The 24,447-nt window shown below is 68.5% G+C and carries 21 protein-coding genes; 8 read left to right on the top strand and 13 right to left on the bottom strand.

Annotated elements, in window-relative coordinates; genetic code table 11:
- Positions 1 to 26 precede the first annotated feature (26 nt).
- On the top strand, positions 27 to 605 hold the full coding sequence (locus ACILRJ_RS03105) for a YkvA family protein (protein WP_395680279.1): 579 nt from the start codon (positions 27 to 29) through the stop codon (positions 603 to 605).
- Positions 606 to 652: 47 nt separating this feature from the next.
- Here ACILRJ_RS03105 and ACILRJ_RS03100 read toward each other — a convergent pair whose 3' ends face one another.
- The 6 genes from ACILRJ_RS03100 to ACILRJ_RS03075 all read right to left on the bottom strand — a co-directional run bounded on the left by ACILRJ_RS03100 (position 653) and on the right by ACILRJ_RS03075 (position 7,094).
- Positions 653 to 1,822 (bottom strand): RDD family protein, encoded by a 1,170-nt coding sequence (locus ACILRJ_RS03100; protein ID WP_395680277.1) that lies wholly within the window; start codon positions 1,820 to 1,822, stop codon positions 653 to 655.
- Positions 1,823 to 1,863: 41 nt separating this feature from the next.
- A complete protein-coding gene (locus ACILRJ_RS03095; protein WP_395680275.1) occupies positions 1,864 to 3,138 on the bottom strand; it encodes an acetyl-CoA C-acetyltransferase in 1,275 nt (424 codons plus the stop codon).
- A 74-nt stretch (positions 3,139 to 3,212) separates the two neighbouring features.
- The gene (locus ACILRJ_RS03090; protein WP_395680273.1) at positions 3,213 to 4,145 is read right to left on the bottom strand and encodes a class I SAM-dependent methyltransferase; all 933 of its coding nucleotides are present in this window, start codon (positions 4,143 to 4,145) and stop codon (positions 3,213 to 3,215) included.
- Between the two features lie 71 nt (positions 4,146 to 4,216).
- Positions 4,217 to 4,681, bottom strand: coding sequence for a GNAT family N-acetyltransferase (locus tag ACILRJ_RS03085; RefSeq protein WP_395680271.1), 465 nt, complete (start codon positions 4,679 to 4,681; stop codon positions 4,217 to 4,219).
- Between the two features lie 14 nt (positions 4,682 to 4,695).
- Entirely contained in the window at positions 4,696 to 6,093 is a 1,398-nt protein-coding gene (ntrC, locus tag ACILRJ_RS03080) for a nitrogen regulation protein NR(I) (RefSeq protein ID WP_395680269.1), read from the bottom strand.
- The gene (locus ACILRJ_RS03075) at positions 6,090 to 7,094 is read right to left on the bottom strand and encodes a nitrogen regulation protein NR(II) (protein WP_395680267.1); all 1,005 of its coding nucleotides are present in this window, start codon (positions 7,092 to 7,094) and stop codon (positions 6,090 to 6,092) included. Before ACILRJ_RS03075 ends, ntrC begins: the two co-directional genes overlap by 4 nt.
- 225 nt (positions 7,095 to 7,319) lie before the next feature.
- Between ACILRJ_RS03075 and ACILRJ_RS03070 the strand changes: the two genes are divergently transcribed.
- Positions 7,320 to 7,670, top strand: a complete 351-nt coding sequence (locus ACILRJ_RS03070) for a BON domain-containing protein (RefSeq protein ID WP_395680265.1) — start codon at positions 7,320 to 7,322, stop codon at positions 7,668 to 7,670.
- Positions 7,671 to 7,710: 40 nt separating this feature from the next.
- Positions 7,711 to 7,908, top strand: coding sequence for a CsbD family protein (locus ACILRJ_RS03065; protein ID WP_395680263.1), 198 nt, complete (start codon positions 7,711 to 7,713; stop codon positions 7,906 to 7,908).
- Positions 7,909 to 8,135: 227 nt separating this feature from the next.
- Here the strand turns inward: ACILRJ_RS03065 and glnA are convergent, their stop codons facing one another.
- Positions 8,136 to 9,545, bottom strand: a complete 1,410-nt coding sequence (glnA, locus tag ACILRJ_RS03060) for a type I glutamate--ammonia ligase (protein WP_395680261.1) — start codon at positions 9,543 to 9,545, stop codon at positions 8,136 to 8,138.
- Positions 9,546 to 9,746: 201 nt separating this feature from the next.
- On the opposite strand from glnA, the gene ACILRJ_RS03055 reads away from it, so the two are divergent.
- Positions 9,747 to 10,529 (top strand): undecaprenyl-diphosphate phosphatase, encoded by a 783-nt coding sequence (locus ACILRJ_RS03055; RefSeq protein ID WP_395680259.1) that lies wholly within the window; start codon positions 9,747 to 9,749, stop codon positions 10,527 to 10,529.
- A 98-nt stretch (positions 10,530 to 10,627) separates the two neighbouring features.
- Here ACILRJ_RS03055 and ACILRJ_RS03050 read toward each other — a convergent pair whose 3' ends face one another.
- Together ACILRJ_RS03050 and ACILRJ_RS03045 are read right to left on the bottom strand one after the other, a co-directional pair.
- On the bottom strand, positions 10,628 to 11,950 hold the full coding sequence (locus tag ACILRJ_RS03050) for an aspartyl/asparaginyl beta-hydroxylase domain-containing protein (RefSeq protein WP_395680257.1): 1,323 nt from the start codon (positions 11,948 to 11,950) through the stop codon (positions 10,628 to 10,630).
- An 81-nt stretch (positions 11,951 to 12,031) separates the two neighbouring features.
- Positions 12,032 to 14,098, bottom strand: coding sequence for a tetratricopeptide repeat protein (locus ACILRJ_RS03045; RefSeq protein WP_395680255.1), 2,067 nt, complete (start codon positions 14,096 to 14,098; stop codon positions 12,032 to 12,034).
- Between the two features lie 115 nt (positions 14,099 to 14,213).
- On the opposite strand from ACILRJ_RS03045, the gene ACILRJ_RS03040 reads away from it, so the two are divergent.
- Both ACILRJ_RS03040 and ACILRJ_RS03035 read left to right on the top strand, forming a co-directional pair.
- A complete protein-coding gene (locus ACILRJ_RS03040; protein ID WP_395680253.1) occupies positions 14,214 to 15,710 on the top strand; it encodes an AAA family ATPase in 1,497 nt (498 codons plus the stop codon).
- 9 nt (positions 15,711 to 15,719) lie between these two features.
- Entirely contained in the window at positions 15,720 to 16,214 is a 495-nt protein-coding gene (locus ACILRJ_RS03035; RefSeq protein ID WP_395680251.1) for a hypothetical protein, read from the top strand.
- A 120-nt stretch (positions 16,215 to 16,334) separates the two neighbouring features.
- Here ACILRJ_RS03035 and ACILRJ_RS03030 read toward each other — a convergent pair whose 3' ends face one another.
- Positions 16,335 to 17,708 (bottom strand): hypothetical protein, encoded by a 1,374-nt coding sequence (locus ACILRJ_RS03030; RefSeq protein WP_395680249.1) that lies wholly within the window; start codon positions 17,706 to 17,708, stop codon positions 16,335 to 16,337.
- A 62-nt stretch (positions 17,709 to 17,770) separates the two neighbouring features.
- Here ACILRJ_RS03030 and ACILRJ_RS03025 point away from each other — a divergent pair, with 62 nt between their 5' ends.
- The gene (locus tag ACILRJ_RS03025) at positions 17,771 to 20,029 is read left to right on the top strand and encodes a UvrD-helicase domain-containing protein (protein WP_395680247.1); all 2,259 of its coding nucleotides are present in this window, start codon (positions 17,771 to 17,773) and stop codon (positions 20,027 to 20,029) included.
- A 158-nt stretch (positions 20,030 to 20,187) separates the two neighbouring features.
- On the opposite strand, the gene ACILRJ_RS03020 is transcribed toward ACILRJ_RS03025, so the two are convergent.
- The gene (locus ACILRJ_RS03020; protein ID WP_395680245.1) at positions 20,188 to 20,787 is read right to left on the bottom strand and encodes a DUF1579 domain-containing protein; all 600 of its coding nucleotides are present in this window, start codon (positions 20,785 to 20,787) and stop codon (positions 20,188 to 20,190) included.
- A gap of 130 nt (positions 20,788 to 20,917) precedes the next feature.
- Between ACILRJ_RS03020 and ACILRJ_RS03015 the strand changes: the two genes are divergently transcribed.
- Positions 20,918 to 21,880, top strand: a complete 963-nt coding sequence (locus ACILRJ_RS03015) for a hypothetical protein (protein ID WP_395680243.1) — start codon at positions 20,918 to 20,920, stop codon at positions 21,878 to 21,880.
- Between the two features lie 33 nt (positions 21,881 to 21,913).
- On the opposite strand, the gene ACILRJ_RS03010 is transcribed toward ACILRJ_RS03015, so the two are convergent.
- Together ACILRJ_RS03010 and ACILRJ_RS03005 are read right to left on the bottom strand one after the other, a co-directional pair.
- Positions 21,914 to 23,110 carry a hypothetical protein gene (locus tag ACILRJ_RS03010; RefSeq protein WP_395680241.1) on the bottom strand — a complete coding sequence of 399 codons (1,197 nt, stop codon included), beginning with the start codon at positions 23,108 to 23,110 and terminating at the stop codon, positions 21,914 to 21,916.
- Between the two features lie 29 nt (positions 23,111 to 23,139).
- Positions 23,140 to 24,444 (bottom strand): LamG domain-containing protein, encoded by a 1,305-nt coding sequence (locus ACILRJ_RS03005; protein WP_395680239.1) that lies wholly within the window; start codon positions 24,442 to 24,444, stop codon positions 23,140 to 23,142.
- Positions 24,445 to 24,447: the final 3 nt, after the last annotated feature.

Genomic DNA, 24,447 nt, shown 5'->3' with positions numbered 1-24,447 from the left:
CCGCCTGCCCTCCATGGAGTCGTTACATGTCGCTCGCCATCACCATCGAGCTCGGCGATGCCGACCTCCAGCATTTCATCGACGCGATGAAGCGCGCGCAGGAGGAATCGAAACATCTTTCCGCGCAGCAGGTCGCCGAAGCGGCTTCGCAGCTGCTCGTCGAAGGCCACAAGGTAGCGGTGCCGCAGTTCATCGCCGAACGCCTGAAGAAGCTCGACAGCATGATCGCAATGGTCAACGACAACGGCTTCGCACTGCCGGAAGAAGACAAGCAGCGCGTGCTCGCGTGCCTGACCTATTTCGCGAACCCGCAGGACATCATTCCCGACAGCGTGCCGGTGCTCGGCTTCCTCGACGACGCGATCATGATCGAGTTGTGCGTGAAGGAGTTGCAGCACGAGATCGAGGCCTACGAGGACTTCGTCACCTATCGCAAGAGCGAAGCGGCCGCACACGGCGTCGATCCGTCCGCGCTGAAGACGCAGCGCGTCGAATGGGCGGAAGCGCGTCGGCTCGAGCTGATCGACCGCATGCGCAAGCGCCGCGGCCAGAGCTACCAGAGCGGCAGCGGCTGGAAGCCGATGCTGTTCGCGTTCCGCGGCTGAGCGAAACCGCTGCGACGATCGAAAGGGCCGCCCTGGGCGGCCCTTTTTCATTGCATGCCGGTCAGGGACGACAGCAACGGGCCACTGAACATGAGCGCGGCGATGAATCCCGCCAGCGGCAGGCCGAGGCAGAGGATGTTCACCAGCCAGCCATACCATGGCATCGGCGGCATCACGGTCGGCATCGGCTGGCCCGCCTGCACTTCGCGGAACACGACCAGGGTGTTCGCCATCATATCGTGCAGCGCCTGCTTGCGCTCGCTGAAGCCGACCATCAGGAAACCGATGTAGAGCACCGCGCCGGACACGATCTTGCCGAAGAAGCGCCCGCTGGCGCGGCCGAAGCCGATGCGCTCGCCCTCGTCGTCGACGACCTTGAGGCCGAGCGCGCGCTTGCCTGGCGTGGCCTGCATCGCACCGCTTTCGAAGAGGGCGAAATAGAGCCACTGGCCGACGAACGCGATCACGAACAGCAGCATCATCGAGCCGGCGAGCGCGAGCAGGCCCGCGCCGGAGTCGCCGGACGATGCGAACGCACCGATTGCGCCGGCACCGACCACGACCTGCACCACCGCCATCGCCACGCCGAGCAGGAGACCGTCGATCAGCATCGCCGCGCAGCGGCGCCAGAACCCGGCCTGGATCGCCGCCCCCGCCGGCAGACGCTGCGGTGCAGCGGCGGTCGGCGTCGCGACGCCAGCGAGGTTGTGTCCGTAGTCGGCTTTCGAGGTCGGCTTGTAGGAACGCGCGGTGTCGCGCGCGGCGATCGCGTTCGCATCGAACGCCGGCGCGGGCTCCGCCGCCACCGCAGCGACCGGCGGCATGCTCATTTCGGCGTAGGCATGCCAGACGTTGGAGCCGACTTCGGCGACCGACAGTCGCGCCGACCACAGGCCACGCTCGATGCGGTCGTCCACGAACACGCGCGGCATCGGCCCGCGCGGCGTGTTCTCGAGCACCACGAACAGGTTGGGATGCTCATCCGGCGCGCACACTTCCGCTTCGGCGCCGACCGCGGCGATGCCCGCCTGCAGGGTCTGCAGCTTGCCGAGGTCGTCGCCTTGCTTGATCGTCAGTGGCGCACGCGCGACGAGTTGTGCGCGCAGCTTGTCGATATCCATGCGGAAAAAGTGCGCCAGCGCCGGCCACACGGTTTCCTCCGCATGCCCCGGCAACACGTCGCCGGTCAAGACCAGTGCATAGGGGCTGTTGTCCATCGACTCTCCCGGGATGTTCGCGCAGCGACTGCCAGCGCAGTCTACGGCCGTTCGAGGATCGCGGTCACACCCATGCCGCCGGCGGTGCAGATCGAGATCAGGCCGCGACCCGAGCCTTTTTCCTCCAGCATCTTCGCCAGCGTCGCGACGATGCGCGCGCCGGTCGCCGCGAACGGATGGCCCGCCGCGAGGCTGGACCCGTTGATGTTCAGCCTGGCCGGATCGATCGAACCGAGCGGTTTGTCGAGGCCGAGGCGATTGCGGCAATAGTCGGTCGACTCCCACGCGCGCAGCGTGCACAGCACCTGCGCCGCGAACGCTTCGTGGATCTCGTAGTAATCGAAGTCCTGCAGGGTGAGGCCGGCGGTGGCGAGCATGCGTGGCACGGCGATGGTCGGCGCCATCAGCAAGCCTTCGCCATGCACGAAATCGACCGCGGCCACCTGCGCATGGGTCAGGTACGCCTGCACCTTGAGGCCGCGCGCGGCCGCCCATTCGTCACTCGCGATGAGCACCGCCGCACTGCCGTCGGACAACGCGGTCGAATTGCCCGCCGTGAGCGTGCCCTGCCCCGAGGTCTTGTCGAACGCAGGCTTGAGCGCGGCGAGTTTTTCGAGCGTGGTGTCGGGGCGCAGGATGTTGTCGCGCTCGACCCCGCGGAAGGGCACCACGAGGTCCTTGAAAAAGCCGCGCGCGTAGGCAGCGGCGAGCTTCTGGTGGCTCGCCAGCGTGAGGCGATCCTGATCTTCGCGCGCGATGTGCCACTCGCGCGCCATCAGTTCGCAGTGGTCACCCATCGATTTGCCGGTGCGCGGCTCGGCCACGCCCGGGAACGAGGGCTTGAGTTCACCGAACGAGAAGCCCTTGAACGCGGTCTTCAACTTGTCGAGCGGCGTCTTCGCCCGGTTGACCGCCAGCAGGCGCTGCTGCAGCGCACGCGAATACACGATCGGCACGTCGCTGGTGGTGTCGGCGCCGCCGGCGATGCCCGCCTCGATCTGTCCACTCGCGATCTTCTGCGCGATCAGGATTGCATTGTCGAGCGAGGTGCCGCAGGCGCGCGCCGTGGTCAGGCCGGGCGTGGTCGGCGCGAGGCCGGACGACAACCCCGCCTCGCGCGCGAGGTTCCAGTCGGAGGCGTGCTTGATGACCGAACCGAAGGCGACCTCGCCGAGCTCCTGCCCATGCAGGCCGAAGCGCTCGACCAGCGAACCCAGGGTCTTGACCGCCATCCCGAAGTTGCCGACCTCGGCGTACGCCGTGTTGTTGCGGCAGAACGGAATGCGCACGCCGCCGATGATGCCTGCCCGTTTCAAGTTCGCCCCTCGTGTGTATGAAGCCTCGCGATGATTGCCGGAGATTGTAAGCCGGCGTGCGCCCATTTGGACGCTCAGGCAAGCCCTGCCGGCAAGGGTCCCCAATGCTGTTCGTTGTGACGCCACAGCTCGCGGTACCAGACGCGGAACATCGCGATCTCCTCGCCGCGCGTGTCGTCGCCGAGCGCATCGAGCGCCGCCTGCGGTGACAGGCCTTCACCAGTCACGCGGACCATCATGTCGAACAATTCGGTCCACAACGGAGTGTAGGCGATGCGCGCGGCATCGCGTTGCAGGCGGGCGCGCTCGGCCACGACATCGCGACTGCCGCCGCGCTTCATCGCAACGCTCTGCACCCACGGCGAATCGGCATACATCGCGAGCAGTTCGAATCCACAATGCTCGAGATAGAGGCGCACCTCCTCCGGCGTCGCGAACTGGTTGCGGGCGACGTCCTTGCGCTGGCCGGGATCCGCGCCGCGATATTGGCTGACTTCAATCGCGAAACGCCGCCAGCCGACCGGGTGGGCGAGATTCCAGGTATCGAAGAACAGCAGGCCGCCCGGCTCGAGCACGCGCGCGAGTTCCTCCAGATAGAGCAGGAAATCCTCCTTGTCCATGTGGATGAACACGGCGACGCAATAGGCCTTGCTGAAACTGTCCGTGGCGATGCCATCAAGGCTGCTGCGCTTGAGCTCCGTGAAGCCGACGTTCGAGTGGTCGGCAAGCCGCTCGCGTGCGACACCGAGCATGTTGGCGGAGATGTCCGTGCCTTCCCAGTGCGCCACCTTCGGCGCGAGTTCGCGGCCGATGCGACCGACGCCGCAACCGAGTTCGAGCACGCGGTCGCTCGCCGTCAGCGCGAGCGCGCAATCGACCTGGCGCGCGGTGTACGCGCCGGTCAGCCGGGCGACGTCTTCATTGGCACTGCCATCGACCGCGATGAACGCGCCAATCTTCGTGCTCGCCTTGTTGTCCCAGAATGATTTGTAGTTCTTCGCTTCCATCGTGTTCGTCGTGCTTCGTACGCGGTGCGGGGCGACGATGGTACATGGATCGCGCCCGGCTCAGGACCCGGTCACGCCCGCCCGACCGCCTCGAACAGCCGATAGGCGGTTTCCACCATGCCGAGCGAGGCATAGGTCGCCTGCGCGCGCTGGTTGTCGCGTTCGACGTAGAGGCGCAGCCCGACCGCATCCGGGCGCAGTCGAAGGCGCCGCCAGACCTCGTCGTGGAGGGCGCGGAAGACCCCCCCGCGACGCGCAGGCGGCACCACGTACACGCTCTGCAGCCACCACCAGTTGCCATTGCGCCAGTCGCTCCATTCGAACGTGACGAGCAGGCAACCGAGCCGCTCGCCATTGCGTTCGGCGACCAGATAGAAGCCCCGCTCGGGCCGTTCGAACACGGCGGCGATGCCGCGTTCCAGTACATCGCGTCCGAGCTCCTTGTGCTCGGTCTCCAGCGCCATCGCGGCGTTGCAGTCGGCGAGGAATGCGACATCGGTGGCGACGGCGTCACGAATGCGCAGCGGTTCGTTCATCGGTACGCCTCCGGTCAACGCCGCGGCCGGCGCGAACTGCCGAGCTTGCGCGTCATCGTGTTGCGGCCAAGGCCGAGCGCACGCGCGGCATTCTGCCGATGGCCGGCATGCGCCGCGAGTGCGGCATCGAACAGGACCCGCTCGAGCTGCGCGAGCGCCTCGCGATGGATGTCGGTCGCATTGGCCGCAAGTCGTTGCTCGACCCAGGTGCGCAGGGCATCGTGCCAGGCCGTCGCGTCCACCGGCGCCACGTCGGCGAGGATCGGAGACGGCAGATCGGACACCCCGACCTCGCGCCCCGGCGCGAGTACCGCGAGGCGGCGACACAGGTTCTCCAGCTGGCGCACGTTGCCGGGCCACGCGTAGCCGCGCAGCGCGCCCAGCGCGGCGGGCGTGAAGTATTTCGATTCGCCACCGGCGAGCGCGACCGCGCGCGCGAGGAAGTGCTCGGCCAGCAGCGGCACGTCTTCGGCGCGCCGGCGCAATGGCGGCACTTCGAGCCGCACGACATCGAGCCGGTGCAGCAGGTCGGCGCGGAACTCGCCGCGCGCAACCTTCGCATCCAGATCCTGATGGGTCGCGGCGACCACGCGCACGTCGGCGCGGATCAGTTCGCGCCCGCCAACGCGGTAGAACTCGCCCGCGGCAAGTACGCGCAGCAGGCGCGTCTGCAACGCGAGCGGCATGTCGCCGATCTCGTCCAGGAACAGCGTGCCGCGCTCGGCCTGCTCGAAGCGGCCGGGATGGCGCCGCGCGGCGCCGGTAAACGCGCCAGCCTCATGGCCGAACAGCTCCGATTCGAGCAGTTCCGTCGGGATCGCCGCGGTGTTCAGCGCGACGAAAGGCTGTGCCGCGCGCGGGCTTTCGCGATGCAACGCGCGTGCGACGAGTTCCTTGCCGGTGCCGGTCTCGCCGGTGATCAGCGCGCCAAGGCCGCTCGCTGCAACGCGACCGATCGCGCGGAACAACTCGCGCATCGCCGGGCTGCGGCCGATCAGATCGTGCTCGGCGTAGTCCGCGAGCGGCACGGCCGGCACCACCGGATGCTGCGCCAGCGCGCGGCGCGCGGACGCCACCGCCTGGTCGAGGTCGAACGGCTTGGGCAGGTAGTCGAACGCGCCGAGACGATAAGCCGAAGCGGTCGTGGCGACGTCGGTGAACGCGCTCATCACGATCACCGGCAGGCGTGGTACCTGCGCAACCACGCGCTCGAGCAGGCGCAAGCCGCTCGCACCCGGCATGCGCACGTCGGTGAACAACAGCGCGGGCGGTGATTGCGCGAGTTCGGCGAGCGCCGCTTCGGCATCGGCGAATTCGCGCGCGACGAAGCCGGCCTCGCGCAGGGCAGCGGCGAGCACGAGGCGGACCGCGCGGTCGTCGTCGACGATCCAGGCGAGCGGCATGCCGGTCATGCGTGCGCGCCGTCGTCGGTGATTGGCAGCAACAGGCTGAACACGGTCGCGCCTGGCCGACTGACATGGCTTAGCTCGCCGCCGTGCTCGCGCGCGATCTCGCGTGCGATCGCGAGGCCGAGGCCGCTGCCGTCGGCGCGACCGGACACGAGCGGCTCGTACAGGGTGCCGGCGAGGAAGGCTGGAACTCCACGGCCGTCGTCGACGACTTCGATTCGCGCGGCAAGGCGCACGACCTGATCGCCGATGCGCGCCGCATGCTCCACGCGCGTGCGCAGGACAAGTCCGCGCGCGCCGGCTTCAAGCGCGTTGCGGCTGAGGTTCAACAACGCCTGCAGCACCCGATCGGCGTCGATGCGCACCGGCGGCAGGCTCGGGTCGTAGTCGCGTCGTACCTCCAGCGCGTCCGCGCCGGTCGACGCGAGCGCAGCGACACGCTCGACGATCTCGTGCACGTTCACGCGGGCGAGGCGCGGCTTGGCGCCTGCATGCAGGAGGCGCTCGGACAAACCGCTCAGGCGATCGACCTCGCCGATGACCAGTCCGGCGAGTTCGCGCAGGTCGGGGGCGTCGAGGCGTCGCTGCAGCAACTGCGCTGCGCCCCGCATGCCGGCGAGCGGCCCGCGCACTTCATGGGCGAATCCGCGCAGCGATTCCGACAGCCGCGCACCTGCAGCCGGCTCCGTCGCCGGCATCACTTCGAGCAGCAGACTGTCACGTTCGAGCGGGGTGAAGGCGAGGTCGGCGACACGGTCTCCGATCGCACTGTGCAGGCGCGCTTCGCGCAACCAGACGCGGCGCTCCTGCGCCAAGGCACGCGCAGCGGCATCGCACAACGACGGTGGCGTTGCGTCGAGCAAGGCCAGCGCGTCGCCGCGCCGCACGTGCGCTCCGCCCAGCCACTCGATCAAGGCCGGACTCAGCGCACGCAGGTCGAGCCCGCGGTCGATGACAGCCATCGGCGTCGCGCACTGTTCCGACAACGCCCAACTCGCCGGCATCGCGTTTTCGATGGTCGAAGGAACCCGTGCGGACATTGCACCAGTTTAGTGCAAGAGCGATTCGTGGTGTCCCCTTGGCGATGGAAGGCCCGCGAGCTGAACCGCAACCCTGGTGAAATTCCCGTTGTTCATCCGAGGGTTGGCTGGCATGCGCGAAGGTTTCCCCACGACCACACAGGTCGTCGCGTCGCCACGGCGGCGCGCTCGTCTCGCAAGGAGGTTCCCATGAACACGCGAAATTTCCGCATCCCGACCGTCGCCCTGGCTTCCCTGCTCAGTGTAGGTGCGTCGTCCCTGGTGATGGCGGCACCGAGCGATGCGTCGCACGGTACGGATAGCAAGGCGGAGTCGGACCAGCCCGTGACCGACACCTGGATCACGACCAAGGTGAAGTCGACGCTTGCGACCACGGATGGCGTCAAGAGCATGGATATCGACGTCAAGACGATTGATGGCACCGTCACGCTGACCGGCGTCCTCGACAGCGACATCGCCGTGAAGAAGGCGGTCGCAGCCGCGAAGAGCATCAAGGGCGTGAAGAACGTTGACTCGAGTGGCCTTAAGTCACGCGGTTGATAGCGCCCCCACCCATCACGACCCACAACGGAGAATCCGAATGAACGATGACAGGATCAAGGGACAATGGAAGCAGCTCGCCGGCAAGCTCAAGGCGAAATGGGGCAAGCTGACCGACGATGATCTCAAGATCGCCGAGGGCAACAGCGAGTACCTCGCCGGCAAGATCCAGGAACGCTACGGCGTCGCCAAGGATGAGGCGAAACGGCAGATCGACGAATTCGATCGCACGCTGTAATTGCCTCTGGCAACCTGAGGGCGGCGCTGTATGCGCCGCCCTTTTTTGAGGTCCAGGGATGGACTGAATGCCGGAAATGCAGGAGCAATTTCCGGCAGGTCCAGGGATGGACTGAATGCCGGAAATGCAGGAGCAATTTCCGGCAGGTCCAGGGATGGACTGAATGCCGGAAATGCAGGAGCAATTTCCGGCAGGTCCAGGGATGGACTGAATGGAGGACTCGAACCTCAGATCGCGTAGTACATCTGGTATTCGAGCGGATGCGTCGCGGCGCGGAAGCGCGTGACCTCCTGCATCTTCAGGTCGATGTACGCATCGATGAGGTCGTCGCTGAACACGCCACCGGCCTTGAGGAAGCCACGGTCCTTGTCCAGCGCATCCAGCGCCATGTCGAGCGAATGGCACACGGTCGGGATGTTCTTCTCCTCTTCCGGCGGCAGGTCGTACAGGTCCTTGTCGGCCGGCGCGCCCGGATCGATCTTGTTGAGGATGCCGTCGAGGCCGGCCATCATCAGCGCGGTGAACGTGAGGTAGCCCGACTGCATCGGATCGGGGAAGCGCACCTCGATGCGACGCGCCTTCGGGCTGTGCACGAACGGAATGCGGCAGCTCGCCGAGCGGTTGCGCGCGGAGTACGCGAGCATCACCGGCGCCTCGAAATGCGGCACCAGGCGCTTGTAGCTGTTGGTGGTCGCGTTGGCGAACGCGTTGATCGCGCGCGCGTGCTTGAAGATGCCGCCGATGTAGTACAGCGCAGTCTGCGACAGGCCGCCGTAGAGATCGCCGGCGAACAGGTTCTGCCCGCCCTTCGACAGCGACTGGTGCACATGCATGCCCGAACCGTTGTCGCCGACGATGGGCTTGGGCATGAAGGTGACGGTCTTGCCGTTCTGGTGCGCGACGTTCTTGATGACGTACTTCATCGCCATCAGTTCATCGGCCTTCTTCACCAGGGTGTTGAAGCGCGTGCCGATCTCGCACTGGCCCGCGGTCGCGACTTCGTGGTGATGCACTTCGACCGTCATGCCGACCTGTTCGAGCACCTTGCACATCTCGCTGCGCAGGTCCTGGAACGAATCACCCGGCGGCACCGGGAAATAGCCGCCCTTCACGCCCGGGCGATAGCCGGAGTTGCCGCCTTCGACCTTCGCGCTCGTCGACCACGCGCCCTCGTCGGACTCGATCTCGAAGAACGTCTTCTGCATGTCGTTCTGCCAGCGCACGCCGTCGAAGATGAAGAACTCGGGCTCCGGCCCGAAGAATGCGGTATCGGCAAGCCCGGTCGACTTGAGGAACGCCTCGGCGCGCTTGGCGACCGAACGCGGATCGCGCGAATACGCCTGCATCGTGCTCGGCTCGAGCACGTCGCACTGCAGGACCAGGGTCTTGTGTGCCATGAACGGGTCGATGAAGACCGCGTCCGCGTCCGGCAACAGCACCATGTCCGATTCGTTGATGCCCTTCCAGCCGGCGATCGACGAGCCATCGAACATCTTGCCGTCCTCGAACAGCGATTCGTCGACCGCATGCGCCGGGAACGTCACGTGGTGCTGCTTGCCGAGCATGTCGGCGAAGCGCAGGTCGACGAACTCGACTTCATGGTCCTTGATCATCTTGAGCACGTTCTGGGCGGGCATGGCTAACCTTCGAAAAATGGGGATCGACCCTGTAGAGCAATGCCCGTGCCAGCACCGGAATCCGCGTGGTTGCGCGGTTGCGCCTGCGGCCAGCCGGCCTTTCGCACCAACTTGGTGCGTCAATCGGACCGGGAATCCCCAGGTTGGCGCATCCGCCTCAAGCCCTACAATGCCGACCCCTGCCACTGCCTCCCAATGCCCGTGACGGACCTCGCCAGCACGATCCTGCTCGGCCTCATCGAAGGCATCACCGAGTTCCTGCCGGTTTCGAGCACCGGCCATCTGCTGATCGCCGAGCACTGGCTTGGCGCGCGCTCGGATGTGTTCAACGTGGTCATCCAGGCCGGCGCCATCCTCGCGGTGTTGCTGATCTACCGCGAGCGCCTGTGGCGCCTCGCCAGTGGTCTTCATCAGGCCGAGAACCGTGCGTACGCGGCGAAACTCGTCGTCGCGTTCCTGATCACCGCCGTGCTCGGATTCGCCGCGGCCCGGCTCGGCTTCAAGCTGCCCGAGTCGATCACGCCGGTCGCATGGGCGCTGATCGTCGGCGGCGTGTGGATGCTCGGCGCCGAATGGTTCGCGGCGCGCCGCCCGGAGCACGTCGAAATCACCTGGACCGTCGCCGTGCTCGTCGGCCTCGCGCAGGTCATCGCCGGCGTGTTTCCCGGCACCTCGCGTTCGGCCGCGACGATCTTCGTCGCCCTGCTGGCCGGCACGGGCAATCGCGCGGCGGCAACCGAGTTCGCCTTCCTCGTCGGCATCCCGACGATGTTCGCCGCGAGCGGCTACGAGTTGCTGAAGGCGCTCAAGGGCGGCGGCCTGCACGAGGACTGGAGCGCACTCGCGCTCGCCTTCGTCGTCTCCGCCATCACCGCGTTCGTCGTGGTGCGCTGGCTGCTCGGCTACATCCGCACGCACCGCTTCACGCCGTTCGCGATCTACCGCATCGTGCTCGGCGTCGCGTTGCTCGGGTTCGGCACGTAGCCGACCGCGTCGAGCGGCGCGGTACATCCGCTCCCGGCCGCGCGCGCGAGCAGTTTCCGATAGGCCTGCGCGGCCGACCGACGCTGCTTGCCGGCCGGTTACAGGCCCGCGGCGCGGTTGAAATCGCCGATGCCGCCAATCAGCGTGGTCAGCGCATCGCGTTCGACCGGCGTGAGATGGGGATTCCAGACGTCGAACAGCAACACCACGCGCGTCTCGTCGCTGCGATTCCACGCCTCGTGCTCGAAAGTGTCGTCGAAGCTGAAGCATCGCCCCTCGTGCCAATGCATGGGTTCGCCGCTGACATTGAGGACGAGATCGCCCTCGGGCACGACCAGCGGCAGATGGGTGACCACGCGCGTATTGGTGACGCCACGGTGCGGCAGGATGTGCGAACCCGGCGTCAGCACGGAAAAGCAGACTTCGGGCGCGTGTTCGCGGATGCGGCACAGCGGCGTCGCGTCGAGTGCCGCCGCGGTGATCGGACAACGCACGGCATTCGCGTCATACCGCACGCCGTGGCGATAGAAGAAGAACGCGTCCCAGACCGGCGTGTCTCCGCGATCATTGCGAAGATGGTCCTCGATGCGCGCGTTCTTGTCGTCGAAGTGGCCGAAGAACGGCTCGAATCCGCTGCCGTCGGCAGTGAACACCGCCTGCATCTCGGCGCGGATCGCGTCCGTCTGCGCCTCCATTGCGCCGTACCACGGGAACAGGTCGCGCTCGAAGAAGCGCGTGCTCGGCAGGTCCGGCATGTACAGGAACGTCGGCCGCTGCGCCGGATCCGCATACGCGGGACGCAACTCGCCAAGGTACGTCGCGAGACAGCGGCCGACGCGACGCAGCGCCAGGTCCCCGTGCATTTCGCGCAGCGGAGCCAGCAGGCCGGTGAACAGCGCGCGGCGGCCGCTGTCGACCACGCGCATCGCGTGCATGACCAGCGGGCGCAAGGCCGGTTCGGTGGTTTCGTCGCTCAGCCACGCGTTGCGCTTCTGCGCGGCCATGATCGCGCCGAAATACATCGGCAGCGCGTCGCGCAGCGAGCCCCGCGCCTCGAGCACCTCGGCCAGACGCAGGCGCGCCGCCGGAATATCGGGCGCGAGACGCACCGCTTCGGCAAAGGCGGCCTGCGCGTCGTCCAGGCGTTCGCGCTCGCGCTGCAGCGAACCGAGATTGACAAGCGTCGCGGCATCGCCTGGATTGGCCTGGCGTGCCTGCAGCAGCAACTCCATCGCTTCGTCCGCGCGACCGCGACCGTGCGCGCAGACGGCGAGGAAATTCAGCGCGTCGGCATCTCCGGGGCTACCGCGCAGCAGATCCGAAAACGCGCGTTCGGCTTCCAGCATGCGGCCCTGATTGGCCAGCGCGAATGCGGATGCACGCAACGCGGCCGCATCCGCTGCGGGGAACTGCTCGGTCATCGATCGGCTCGCTGGTTTCGGCAAACGCGCATGCTAACACCGTCGTTTCCGCGGCAAGGCCGGCTCGCCCGGCGCATGCCTCTAGGCGCGCAGCTGCTCGAATGCGCCCGCCAGCGCGTCGCCGTAGTCGCGCCAGTGTCCGGCCGTGAACGACTGCGGCAAGCCGCCAAGGCCCCGCGGCGTGACCGGCTCGCCTTCGAGTGCGGCAATGCCGAGGAACCGCGCCAGCGCGGCGCCCGCTCCGGCGGGATCGGCCAGCAGCGCATCGGCGGAAACGACCAGCCGTCGCGGATCGGCGCCCTCGCCACCCCAATGCAGATGCCGACGCGCCTGCGCCAACCATTGCGCCGCCGCCTGCGGATCGTCGCAGCGGAAACCGGGTGCCCAGCCGAACGCGAGCCAGTTCAGCAGTTCGTCGCGCGGGTCGCGCTCGACCACGACGATGCGCGTTCCGGGCATCGCCCGATGCACCAGCGCCAGCAGGCGCGCATCCCAGCGCGGCAACCATTCGACCACCGGGCGATCCGTCGCGACGCCGCCCGCGCGCAGCGAAGCGAGCCAGCGCTCGCGCACGCGCTCGCGTTGCGCGGCGGAAAATTCGCCGAGCGCCTGGTCGAAGTCCGGCAGATCCAGGTCGTCATCGAGCGGCTGCACGCCGGCACGCTGGCGATGGACGCTCAATTGCGCCTGGCGCGACAACAGCGCGGCGACCTCCTCGACCCGGCTGCCGGGCAGACCGAGCAGCAGGATCGGCGCCTGTGCCCACGGCGCGTCGGTGGCTTCCGCCAGCACCGCATCGAGCCGTGCCGGCGGATCGGTGTAGTCCGGCATCGCGACCGGCAAGCCGCGTTGCGCTTCGGCGAAGCAACGCACCGCATCGGTCCATTCGCGCGCGCGATCGTGCGCGCGACCGAGCAAGTTCCAGCGTTGCGCCGCGAGCGGCGGCGGCAGCGGATGGCGGGCGAGCGCGTCCAGGGTCGCGCGTGCACCGGCCGCGTCGCCCTCTCGCAACTGCGTGCGCGCATGCAGCAGCCGCATCGCCGGCTCGTCGCCGGCGGCAAGCACGAGCTTCGCATGCGCATCGGCGGAGGCGAAATCGCCGAGGCGTTCGCTGATCTGCGCAAGCTCGCCGTGCGCACGCAGGTTGGCCGGGTTGCGCGCCAGCGCGACCTTCAGTTCCGCAGCGGCCTCCGGCAGCCTGCCCAGTGCGGCCAGCAATTCCGCGCGTGCGCAGTGCACGTTGTCGTCGGGGGTCACCGCGAGGCAGGCATCGTACGCGGCGAGCGCTTCGTCGAAACGACCGACCTGCGCCAGCGACCAGCCGAGCGCAAGCGCGGGCATGACCTGGCCAGGCTGCTGCCGGAGTGCGTCGTGGTAGGCGGAGATCGCATCGTCGAGACGCCCTTCCACGCGCGCGACGTCGGCGATGCCGATCAGCGCCGCGTTCACGAATCCGGGCGCGCCGAGCAACTCGTGGTAGACCGCGCCGGCTTCGGCGCTGCGCCCGCCCTGCAACAGGGCAGAACCGAGCCACGGCTTGATCACGTCAAGGTCGGGACGCAGGCGCAGCGCGTTGCGGAACGCCTGCTCGGCGAACGCGACATTGCCGCGCCGCCCGAAGGTCTGGCCGAGCATGAACTGGATCAGTGCATCGTTCGGCGCCAGTTCCGCGGCGCGCGCGATATGGCGCAGGGCCGCGTCGTGTTCGCCGCGCGCGATCAGCAGCGCACCGATCCCGGCCAGTGCCTGCGGCTCTTCGCCGGCGCGCAACGCGGTGCGGAAATGGCGCTCCGCTTCGACCGCGTCACCGCGCAGCAGGGCAAGCTGGCCGATGCCGGCGTGGGCGCCCGCGAGATTCGGATCGAGCGTCAACGCGCGATGGAAGCCGCGCCGCGCGGCCTCGTGGTCGCCTGCGCAATAGTTCAACGAAGCGAGCGCGAGCTCGGTCCCGGCATCGTCCGGCGCAAGCTCGTGCGCGCGCGTCAGCAGCGTCGCGCCTTCGGCGAAATCGCCGCGCTGACAGCGCAGCATGCCGAGCAGGTGCAACGCGTCGACATCGTCCGGCTGCGCGGCGAGCTGCGCGCGATAGCCGGCCTCGGCCTCGTCGATGCGGCCCTGACGTTGCAGTTCGATGGATTCCTTGAGCATGGCGTGTTTTCGTACGGGCGGGAGGCGGGCGATGGCCGCGCAGGACCGCGAATTATGCCGTATCCGCCCGTGCTAGGCTTGCATGCTTTCCCCGACGCGTCGCGCGCCATCGATCGTGAGCAGAAACCAGGATCTCGCCACCCTGCTCCGGGCCCGCACGCCGCTGCTGCTGGTCGAATCCGCCGATGAGAACGGCGTGATCGAGGGGTTCCGCCACGCGATCTCGCAGGCCTTGCGACCGCTCTGGCGCTGGCGCATCACCGGCGGACTGGAGCGGCTCGACCTCGTGCTCGACCCGGACGACGACGAATCGATGCGCGAGGCACCGGACGCGAGTCTCAGCCTGCAGGCGATCAAGCGCGCGCGCGATCCCGGCGTCTACCTGCTGCTCGACTTCCAGCCCTACCTGCGCTACCCGATGACGCTGCGCCTTCTGCGCGAGATCGTGCAGCGGCAGGATTCGGCCGAACACACCCTGGTGCTGGTCGGCGCCGGCATCGAACTGCCGGAGGAACTCGCGGCGAGCGTGACCCGCTTCGAGTTCGCCCTGCCCGACAAGGAAGCCCTCGCCGCGATGCTGCGAGAGGAAGCATTCCGCTACTCGCGCGACCACGATGGCCGCCGCGTCACCGTCGATGCCGACGCCGCGCGCGCGATCGTGCGCAACCTGGTCGGACTCGCACTCGACGATGCGCGGCGCATCGCGCGCAAGCTGATCTACGACGACGGTGCGATCGGTCCGAACGACCTGCCCGAACTCGCGCGCGCCAAGCATGCCCTGCTCGACCGCGACGGCCTGCTGCATTTCGAATACGAAACCGCGCAGTTCGCGCGTGTCGGCGGCCTCGCGCGCCTCAAACAATGGATCGCGCAACGCAAGCCGGCCTTCCTCGGCGAGAAACTCTCGGTCAAGGTCGACCCGCCCAAGGGCATGCTGCTGCTCGGCGTGCAGGGCTGCGGCAAGAGCCTCGCCGCGAAGGCGACCGCCGGCGGCTTCGGCGTGCCGCTGGTGCGGCTCGACTTCGGCACGCTCTACAACAAGTACCACGGCGAAACCGAGCGCAACCTGCGCGAGGCGCTGCGGAGCGCCGAACTGCTCGCGCCGTGCGTGCTGTGGATCGACGAGATCGAGAAGGCGCTGTCGACCTCGGGCGAGGACGAAGGCGTGTCGCGCCGCGTGCTCGGCTACCTGTTGACGTGGATGGCCGAGCGCAAGGCACCGGTGTTCCTCGTCGCGACCGCGAACGAAGTGCAGCAGCTGCCGGCCGAACTGCTGCGCAAGGGCCGCTTCGACGAGACCTTCTTCGTCGACCTGCCGGACGCCGGGACGCGCGCGGAAGTGTTCCGCCTGCACCTCGCCCAGCGCGGACTCGACCCGGACGAGTACGCGATCGACGCACTCGCCGCCGCAAGCGGCGGCTTCTCCGGCGCCGAGATCGAACAGATCGTCGTCGCCGCGCTGTACGCCGCCGCGGCCGAACGCAGCAAGGCGCCGAGCCAGGCGCAACTGCTCGCCGAGTGCGCGAACACGCGTCCGCTGTCGGTGCTGATGGCGGAGAAGGTCGGCGCATTGCGCTCGTGGGCGCGCGGTCGCACGGTGCCGGCGGACTGAGCGCCGCACATGGATTCCATGCTCGAACGCATCGTGCCGTTCCTCGCCCGCATCGGCCTGCCGCCGCGCGCGGCGACGCTCGACGGCGACACGTTCCTGCCCGGCATCCGCATCACGCGCGGCGAACTCGTGTACGACCCGGCGCGCCTCGCCTGGCCGGCCGATCTCCTGCACGAGGCCGGCCACGTCGCGCTCGTGCCGGCGGCGCAGCGTGGCGCGCTCGACGACGCGTTGACCAGCGAGCAGCACTTCGAGCACGGCGGCGAAGTCGAGTCGATCGCGTGGTCGTACGCGGCGAGCGTGCAGCTCGCGCTGCCGCTCACCGACCTGTTCCACGCAGGTGGCTATCGCGGCCAGTCGCACGGCCTCGCACAGTCGTACTCGCTCGGCGTCTACGTCGGCGTCGCCGGCCTTGCCGCACTCGGCCTGTGCGCAGTCGGCGAAGACGCGCGTCGCCGCGGCGTGGCGCCGTATCCGCACATGCTGCGCTGGCTGCGCGACTGAAGTGGCGGATTGGGCGGTGGCCTCGCTTTGCACAGGGGAGCTTGCTCCGTTGCTCCTTCCTGCACCTGGCCCGGAATGAGCCGAGCAAGCTCGGCTCCAAACAGCGGCCGAGATGCCCTGTCAGCCTTCGACCTTCGGCGCCGGCAGCGGCCGCATGATCGCCGCACGGATCGCCGCATCGGCGGGTGACTCGAGGTCGGGTGCGGCGGGGAAGACGCGCAGTGCGCGGTATTCGCGCCAGCGCCGCGCGAACACGTCGCTGCCGGCGAGCGCATCGAGCTTTTCGACGAAGGCCTCGGGCGCCCATGCGCGTTTGCTCGGCAGGCAGCAGCTGGCGAACCGGCGCAGGACCTCGTCGAGGCTCATGCGGCCATCGCTCGCGCGCCGCAAGGCGAGGTCGGCGTCGAGCCAATAGGCGGTGCCCGACCAGTAGACGCGCGTGAATTCGTGGTCGCGCTCCATCGCTGCCGACGCGTCCTCGAGCTCCCGCGCCCGCGCGCGCGTGTCGCGGGCGCCGCGCACGAAACCGTCGGCGAGCTCTTCCCACGCGCGACGCGGCGTGAGCAAACCGGAACGCGCGCGCAACACGTTCTGCCAGTAGGTCGCGAGGCCTTCCGCGAGCCAGGCACCACGTGCGCCGAGGTGCGGATGGAACAGGTGCGAGAACTCGTGCACCGCGACCCAGTCGCGATCGAACTCGCCGGCGCCCTGCGCCGGATCGACGAACAGGGTCAGGCCGTTGCCCTGGCCGCGCGTGGACTGGCCGAACACGACCGCTTCGCGCTGCGGACCGACCGGGATCACGAGCACTTGCACGTCGGTGAGCGGCAGGCGGCCATGGGCGGGTATGGCCGCATGGCCCACGCGTTCCAGCCAGCGCAGCAGCTTGTCGCGCTGCGCGAGGTCGACACCGGCGCCGAGCGCGACGTGCAGGCGGCCCCCACCCATCGCGATCACGCGCTCGTCGCATGCGCCGAGCGCGACCCGCCCGAGCCAGTCGGCGGGCGTGTGCGGAATGCGGAAGCGGCGCACGCCGTCGCTCGACGCGAGCGGTATCCACGGCGTCGAGATCGCGATGCCCTTTGGCAACTCGACACGCGCCTGCGCGTCGCCGCTGCCGTCCACCATCAGCAGCCAGCCGGCCGGGTCGGTGATGGTTGCTCGCGCATGCAGCATGCTGCGACGCGCCTGCGCATCTCCGATGCGGCCGAGGTCCGCCGAGTACCGCAGGCATTCGCCGGCGCGCCAGTCACGTGCGCGCCAGCCGTCGCCGTCACGCTCGAGCACGCCGCCGCTCGAGCGCAGCGGTGCTTCGACATTGCGGGGCGCACTGTCGTCGCCCGAGAAGCGCAACGCCGGCGCCGCGTTCGCGAGGCACAGCGCGACCGCCATCGTGCGCGCGTTCGCGTCGTAGCGCAGCGTGTAGTGCGGCGCCTCGTCGGCGCCCGCGCGGGTGGCACCGAACAGCAGCAGGAGCGCGATCAGGATCGGCATGCAACGGATGATCGGGCAAACGCACGGTTCCTTGCACGCGCCCCGCCGCTACAATCGCACGGATGGACGTTTCCTACCTGCTCGACGGTCTCAACGACGCACAGCGCGAAGCGGTGACCGCACCGGCCGGGCACTATCTCGTGCTGGCTGGCGCCGGCTCGGGCAAGACGCGCGTACTGACCCACCGCATCGGCTGGCTGCTGCAGGTCGAACGCGCGTCGCCGTGGTCGGTGCTCGCCGTGACGTTCACCAACAAGGCCGCCGGCGAGATGCGCGGGCGTACCGAGTCGCTGGTCGAAGGAGGCGCGCGCGGCCTGACGATCGGCACGTTCCACGGCATCGCGCACCGCCTGCTGCGGCGCCACTGGCGCGAGGCGAAGCTGCCGGAGACGTTCCAGATCCTCGACTCGGACGACCAGCAGCGCCTGGTCAAGCGCACGATCCAGGGACTGGGCCTCGACGAGGCGCGCTTCCCTCCGCGCCAGGCCTGCTGGTTCATCAACGCGGCCAAGGACGAAGGCAAGCGCCCCGACGCGCTCGATGCCGGCTACAACGCGAACCATCGCGTGCTGATCGACATCTATCGCGCCTACGAGGACGCGTGCCGACGCTCCGGCCTGGTCGACTTCGCCGAACTGCTGCTGCGCGCGCACGAGCTGTGGCTGCACAACGACGAGCTGCTGCGCCACTACCGCGAACGCTTCCGCCACCTGCTCATCGACGAGTTCCAGGACACCAACACGCTGCAGTACGCGTGGATCCGCGTATTGGCAGGAACCAGCGGGCAGGTGTTCGTCGTCGGCGACGACGACCAGGCGATCTACGGCTGGCGCGGCGCACGGGTCGAGAACGTGCAGCACTTCCTGCGCGATTTCCCGAGCGCGCGCACGATCCGGCTCGAGCAGAACTACCGCTCGACCGGCAACATCCTCGCCGCCGCGAACGCGGTCATCGCACACAACCCCGACCGCCTCGGCAAGCAGCTGTGGACCGCCGGCGAAGCCGGCACACCGATCGAACTGTATGCGTCCTACAACGAGCAGGACGAGGCGCGCTACGTGGTCGAGCGCGTACGCGAACACCTGCGCGCGGGCGCGCGACCGTCCGACCACGCGATCCTGTATCGCTCGAACGCGCAGTCGCGCACGTTCGAGGAACAGTTGAACCAGCACTCGATCGCGTACCGCGTGTACGGCGGCCTGCGTTACTTCGACCGCGCCGAGGTCAAGGATGCACTCGCCTACCTGCGCCTGGTCGCGAACCGCCACGACGACGCCGCGTTCGAGCGCGCGGTCAACACGCCCCCGCGCGGCATCGGCGACCGCACGCTCGACGGCCTGCGCCAGCGCGCTCGCCGCGACGACGCGTCGCTGTGGGAAGCCGCGCTGGCCGAACTCGGCGCCGACCAGCTCGCCGGACGCGCGAAGAACGCGCTGCGCGCGTTCCTGCAATTGATCGAGGGCCTCGCGCGCGACTGCCTCGCGCCCTCGCGAACGCCGGAGTTTTCGCTTGCCGGTGCACGCCTGCTGGAAGGATCGACGCCGGCGTCCGCAAACGAAAGTGCGGACGTCGACGAACCGCTCGCACTGTCCGAGCAGATCGAACACGCGCTCGCGCGTTCGGGCCTGCGCGACTTCTACGAGAAGGACAGCCGCGGCAGCGCCGAGTCGCGCGTCGAGAACCTCGACGAACTCTCGAATGTCGCTGCGCGCTTCCGGCGCACGCCGGAGGATCTCGAAGCCGGCCTGTCCGAACTCGCCGCATTCCTCTCGCACGCGGCGCTCGAAGCGGGCGAGGGACAGGGCGAGGCGTGGCAGGACTGCGTGCAGTTGATGACGCTGCATTCGGCCAAGGGCCTCGAGTTCCCGCACGTGTTCCTGGTCGGACTTGAAGACGGCCTGTTCCCGAGCCAGAAGTCGACCGAGGAACCGGGGCGGCTGGAGGAGGAACGGCGGCTCGCCTATGTCGGCATCACGCGCGCGCGCGAAAACCTCGTGCTGACCTACGCCGAATCGCGCCGCCTGCACGGGGTCGAGTCGTACGCGCGGCCGTCGCGCTTCCTCGGCGAGATCCCGCCGCAGCTGTTGCACGAGGTGCGCCCGAAGGTGCAGGTCAGCCGCCCCGCATTTGCCGGCCGCGCCGTGCTGCAGGAAACGGCGATGCCGTTCAAGCTCGGCCAGGGCGTGCGCCATGCGAGCTTCGGCGAAGGCGTCGTGCTTGCCTACGAGGGCGCCGGCGCGCACACCCTGGTCGAAGTGAATTTCGCCGCAGCCGGGCGCAAGCGCCTCGTGCTCGCCTACGCGAACCTCTCGTCCCTGTAGGGCGGGTCGAGCGCATCGCGCGAGTCCCGCCGCCGCGGCGACCTTCGGTCGAAACGAACCGGCGGCACGCGCAAAGCGCGTACCGCCCTACAACGTTCCGTCGAAGCCGCGCGCAAAGGCGGGGCTTGGCCGCACTGCTCGCTATCCTTCCGTGCCGGTCAAAGCTTGGTGTACTCGATCTGCATGGTCTTCGCTTCCTTGCCCTTGTGCGTCTCGTTCCACTCGAACGTGTAATGGCTCGGGTCGATGATGCGCACGACCACGCGCACGGCGACGTTCGTCTTCGGTGCCATCGGATCCGGCATCGAGCCGCGATAGGTGTAGCTGTTGCTCGCCTTGTCGTAGCTGCCGTACGAGAGCCAGAACCCCGTCGACATGCTGTCGATCCAGGTGATGAAGAAGCGGCCACCGAGATTGTCGTAACCCATCGTGCCGCGGCCGCTGAACGATTCGCCCATCATGTTGCCTTCGAACTTCGTCTCGATGTAGCGGCCGCCGAAGATCGCCTCGCTGTGCGACTTGCCTTCGCTGACCTGCGGCGGCGCCTTCGGGTCCATCCACATCGTGCTCTTCGTGCTCCAGTCGCCGACGAAGTATTCGAGCTGGTGCTGCTCGGCGCGTACCGCGCCCATGCGCTCGTACGCGGCCATCATTTCCTGCTGTTCCTTGCTCATCTTCGGCTGCGCGGGCTCTTCCGCGCCGGCCGGACCCGCGATTGCGAACGCGAACGTGACTGCGGCGAAAAACGTCGTCTTCATGGTCGATCCCCAAGGTTGCGCCAGGCGATGGCGCAGCCATCGTAGTCCCGGACGCGCCGGCGTGCACACGAGGCGTGCAGGCGCGCGCCGCGTGGGCGACAATCCACCGTCGTCGCACGCCGAGACCCGCATGCAGCGCCAGACCCTGCTCGTATCCGCCGCCGTTTTCGCGCTGCTCGCCTGTGCGGCCTGGTTCCTGCTTCCGCGCGAGCCGGCATCCGGGACGCGCGCGCCGCTCGTGCAGCTGCCGTCGCCGTCGCCGGCACGGTCGGCGCCCCCCGCAGTGCCGGCAACGGCGATGCCCGAGCCTGCGCCGGCATTGCCCCCGCCCGCACCCGTAGCCGCTGCCCCGCGCCCGCCCTCGATGGCGACGCCGGCCCAAGTCGATGCAGCGAAGGACGGCGCGGATGAAACACCCGTCGATCCCGCACCGGCTGTCGCGCCCGACGATGCGGCGCCCCGCGATGCGGCGCCTGCACAACCGGCCACGGCCGAAGAGATCGCGGGCATGTCGCCGTCGGCAGACGCGCCTGCCGGCGCAGCCGATGCCGGATCGCGGCCCGGCGAGGATGCGCATGGTGCGCAGTCACCGGCGACAAAGCCCGATCCGCACGACGAGCGTGCAGCCGACCTGTTCGCGCAGCGCATCGAAGCCCTCGACGATCCGCACGGCAACGACGCGCAGGACGCGCGTGCGGTCGCCGCACAGCAGGCCTACGAAGCGCATGACGAAGGCGGCGATGGCGCGAAGGCCACGCAGGCGATCGTGCACGACGTCTTCGCCAACTGGCTCGCGAACCTGCACATGGACAACAGCCACCCGTCGCTGATCTCCATCGATTGCCGCAGCGGTGCCTGCCGCGTGCTGATTGCCCAGGCCGGCGTCGACTTCACGGGCGCGGCGCAACTCGAACGCGAGTCGCCGGTGAACGTGTTCTCGCGTGCGCTGACCGATTTCAGCCAGGGCGCGGCGTGGAGTGACGCCGGGCTCGCGCTGCAGGACAGCCAGATGGCCGCCGCTGGCGGCACGGCGGAGAAGGCCAACGACATCGCGCTGTGGACGATCTACCTGCGCGTCGCCGCGGCGGAATGAAGCAAGACTGCAGGCGCGGCTCGCCCCGGCGCGTCAGTGCTCGAAGCCGTCCGCGAAGATGCGCAGGTCCGCCGGTTCGATGCGCACGCTGCCGGTGCCGCGCCCCTCGTTCGCGCTGGCCGCGGTACCGATCGTTACCGCATGCATCGCGCGCGTGGCGTCCTCGAACGGATCGGTGATCACGAGCAGGGGAGCGCGGCCGCTGAAACCCGTGTCCTGCACCGAACTGTTGCCGGTGACGATCGCGAGGCGACCGTCCGGACTCACGCTGATGTCCTCGAAACCCGGGCACTGCGACGTGCCGCCGCTGGCCGGCGTGCAGGTGCTGCCACTGACGGCCGCCGGCAAGACCAGCTCCTGCATCGTCGCCGCAGGGGTATAGGGCGCGCGCAGCAGGAACAGCCGCGCACGGGTTGCACCTGCGTTGGCCGGGTTCGTCTGCGCGACCAGCACCGCGTTGCCGTCCGGCGAAACGCCGATCGCACCGAGCGCGCCGACACCGGCGGGTGCGGCGATCACGGTCGGTATCGTTGCAGCCGAGAACGGAGCGGTCGCGATGCCGATGCCGGCGCTCGCGCGCGTGACGAACAGGTGCTGGCCGTCGCGACTCAGCCGGCACACGGACGTCGAGGTCGTCGTCGGCAAGGCGACGTCGAACAGCGTAGCGGCGTAGGGCGGATCGAGCGCGGCGACGCCGGTGGTATGGCAGACATAGGCTCGCCCAGACCGATCGAAGTCGATCGCCGCGGTGACGAAGCGGCGTACGCGCAGGTTCGGCGCTCCGGCCTGCACGCGGATCGCACCGCTGCCGAATCCGCTCACCACCGCCGACTCGGCGACGCCGCCGCTGCTTTCACCGAAGCTGAGCGCATAGTTCCCGTTCGGTGACACCGCGAGCGTGCCGTTCGCGTTCGTGCGCGTCGAGAGCGTGATCACGCCGCGCACGCTGGCGTCGCCGACGCGCAGGCGCGCGAGCTGCGGCAGCGTGAAATCCGCGACGAGCACTTCGTCGACGCGCACGAAGTCGAGGCCGTGCGGATCCACCGCGCTGCCGAAACCGCTGCCGACCGTCTGCGCCGGCGCCGGCAGTCCGGCATCCGGATGGGCGAGCACGGCCGCGATGTCGCCGTCGCCGAACGTCGTCAGCACGGCCGGTGGTTGCGCGGCGCTCGCGCCGGTGGCGCAGCACAGCGAGGTTGCAAGCAGTGCGCATGCGAGCGATGCGTTCATCGGTTTCCCCAGCAAGAGACGAGGCGGGCTCATGGCGCGGGCGACTCGAACGCGTCGGCGAAGATCAGGTCCGGCGCGAAGCCGTCGAGTTCCATCACGCGCGGCCCGAAGAACGGCCCCTCGCCGTGCTGGATGAACTGGGCGCGGAAATCCTGTGCGACGCGCGGGCGCACCTTCGCGCATCGATGCAGGCGATAGTCGCCGCCGATGACGGGATAGGGCGTGCGCACCGGGCTGTCATAGACCGGCACGAACTGGCCTGTGCCCGTGTCGCGCGCGAACAGCTTGAAGTCGCGGAACGCGCGCTGGAACGTCGACGGCTGGCCGGCGAACCCGGACAGCGAGAAATGATCGAGTTCGACCGGTGCAGCGGTGTGCCATTCGATCGAATGACTGAAACCGTCCGGCATGTTGTCCTGGAACAGCAGTGAGTCGACCTCGGGCAACGCGTTGGACGCGCCGAACAGGCCGTCGGGAATGTTCGACAGGATCCCGCTCGTCGCGGTCACCTGCGCGTGTTCGAACGCATCGAAGTGGCTTTCGATCTCGCACGCCGGCTTGCATTTGCCGTTGCTGCCCGCGGCGAAGATGCCCTGGATCTCGGCGTCGGTGAGCACGCGGTCGTACAGCGAGACCTCGTCGAGATCGCCACGAAAGTGGCCAAGGCCGCGACCGCTGCCGATCGTGTCCCATGACGCAAAGACGTGTGTGCGTGCGCTCTGCACGCCGGTGCGCACGAGCACGCCGTTCACGTACAGGCGCGGCCTGCGATCTTCGACCACGACGGCGATGTGGGTCCAATCGCTGATCAGGGTGTCGTACCGCAGCAGGCAAGGCACATGCGAGCTCGCGTGTTCGCTCACGCAGATCGCGTTGGTCCCGATGACGAGACCGAGGCCCGCGTCGTCGCTGAAATCGCCATGCTGCGGAAAGATCGCGTAGCGTTGCGCCACGCCCGAGCAATTTCCTTCCGCACCCTCGGCACAATCGGGCGTCGTGTCGGTCGGGCGCGCCCACAACTCCCACGTGAACGTGTTTTCGAGCGCCCTCTGTTCGTCCGTCGTGACGTCGGTCGCGACAACGTCCTGGTCGCTGTCGAAATTGACCGCTTCGCCAACTTTGCCCGGCACGAACGGAACGTCTCCGCCGGCAAAGCCATTGTAGAACCGCGCGCGATCGTCGAGGTCGCCGTCGGCGGCAAGCCAGTACACGCGCCCGGATGGCGGCGCGACGCAGGTCTGCGCAATGGCCACGCCGCCGGCGAACAGCATCGCAAGGCACGGACTCGTGCGCAGGAGGTGGCGCAGGCCGCGCCGTGGTGTCGACAGGTTCATGGT

The organism is Dokdonella sp., assembly GCF_044227025.1.
Lineage (GTDB): Bacteria > Pseudomonadota > Gammaproteobacteria > Xanthomonadales > Rhodanobacteraceae > Dokdonella_A.
This window is presented reverse-complemented; position numbering and strand designations above follow the sequence as displayed.

What these genes read in the sequence shown, in the direction of transcription:
- ACILRJ_RS03020 (WP_395680245.1), bottom strand. Translation starts at nt 20,787, where the DNA reads ATGAAGACGACGTTTTTCGCCGCAGTCACGTTCGCGTTCGCAATCGCG.
- ACILRJ_RS03100 (WP_395680277.1), bottom strand. Translation starts at nt 1,822, where the DNA reads ATGGACAACAGCCCCTATGCACTGGTCTTGACCGGCGACGTGTTGCCG.
- ntrC (WP_395680269.1), bottom strand. Translation starts at nt 6,093, where the DNA reads ATGACCGGCATGCCGCTCGCCTGGATCGTCGACGACGACCGCGCGGTC.
- glnA (WP_395680261.1), bottom strand. Translation starts at nt 9,545, where the DNA reads ATGCCCGCCCAGAACGTGCTCAAGATGATCAAGGACCATGAAGTCGAG.
- ACILRJ_RS03035 (WP_395680251.1), top strand. Translation starts at nt 15,720, where the DNA reads ATGGATTCCATGCTCGAACGCATCGTGCCGTTCCTCGCCCGCATCGGC.
- ACILRJ_RS03010 (WP_395680241.1), bottom strand. Translation starts at nt 23,110, where the DNA reads ATGAACGCATCGCTCGCATGCGCACTGCTTGCAACCTCGCTGTGCTGC.
- ACILRJ_RS03030 (WP_395680249.1), bottom strand. Translation starts at nt 17,708, where the DNA reads ATGCCGATCCTGATCGCGCTCCTGCTGCTGTTCGGTGCCACCCGCGCG.
- ACILRJ_RS03005 (WP_395680239.1), bottom strand. Translation starts at nt 24,444, where the DNA reads ATGAACCTGTCGACACCACGGCGCGGCCTGCGCCACCTCCTGCGCACG.
- ACILRJ_RS03075 (WP_395680267.1), bottom strand. Translation starts at nt 7,094, where the DNA reads ATGCCGGCGAGTTGGGCGTTGTCGGAACAGTGCGCGACGCCGATGGCT.
- ACILRJ_RS03025 (WP_395680247.1), top strand. Translation starts at nt 17,771, where the DNA reads ATGGACGTTTCCTACCTGCTCGACGGTCTCAACGACGCACAGCGCGAA.
- ACILRJ_RS03045 (WP_395680255.1), bottom strand. Translation starts at nt 14,098, where the DNA reads ATGCTCAAGGAATCCATCGAACTGCAACGTCAGGGCCGCATCGACGAG.
- ACILRJ_RS03065 (WP_395680263.1), top strand. Translation starts at nt 7,711, where the DNA reads ATGAACGATGACAGGATCAAGGGACAATGGAAGCAGCTCGCCGGCAAG.
- ACILRJ_RS03015 (WP_395680243.1), top strand. Translation starts at nt 20,918, where the DNA reads ATGCAGCGCCAGACCCTGCTCGTATCCGCCGCCGTTTTCGCGCTGCTC.
- ACILRJ_RS03105 (WP_395680279.1), top strand. Translation starts at nt 27, where the DNA reads ATGTCGCTCGCCATCACCATCGAGCTCGGCGATGCCGACCTCCAGCAT.
- ACILRJ_RS03050 (WP_395680257.1), bottom strand. Translation starts at nt 11,950, where the DNA reads ATGACCGAGCAGTTCCCCGCAGCGGATGCGGCCGCGTTGCGTGCATCC.
- ACILRJ_RS03070 (WP_395680265.1), top strand. Translation starts at nt 7,320, where the DNA reads ATGAACACGCGAAATTTCCGCATCCCGACCGTCGCCCTGGCTTCCCTG.
- ACILRJ_RS03085 (WP_395680271.1), bottom strand. Translation starts at nt 4,681, where the DNA reads ATGAACGAACCGCTGCGCATTCGTGACGCCGTCGCCACCGATGTCGCA.
- ACILRJ_RS03090 (WP_395680273.1), bottom strand. Translation starts at nt 4,145, where the DNA reads ATGGAAGCGAAGAACTACAAATCATTCTGGGACAACAAGGCGAGCACG.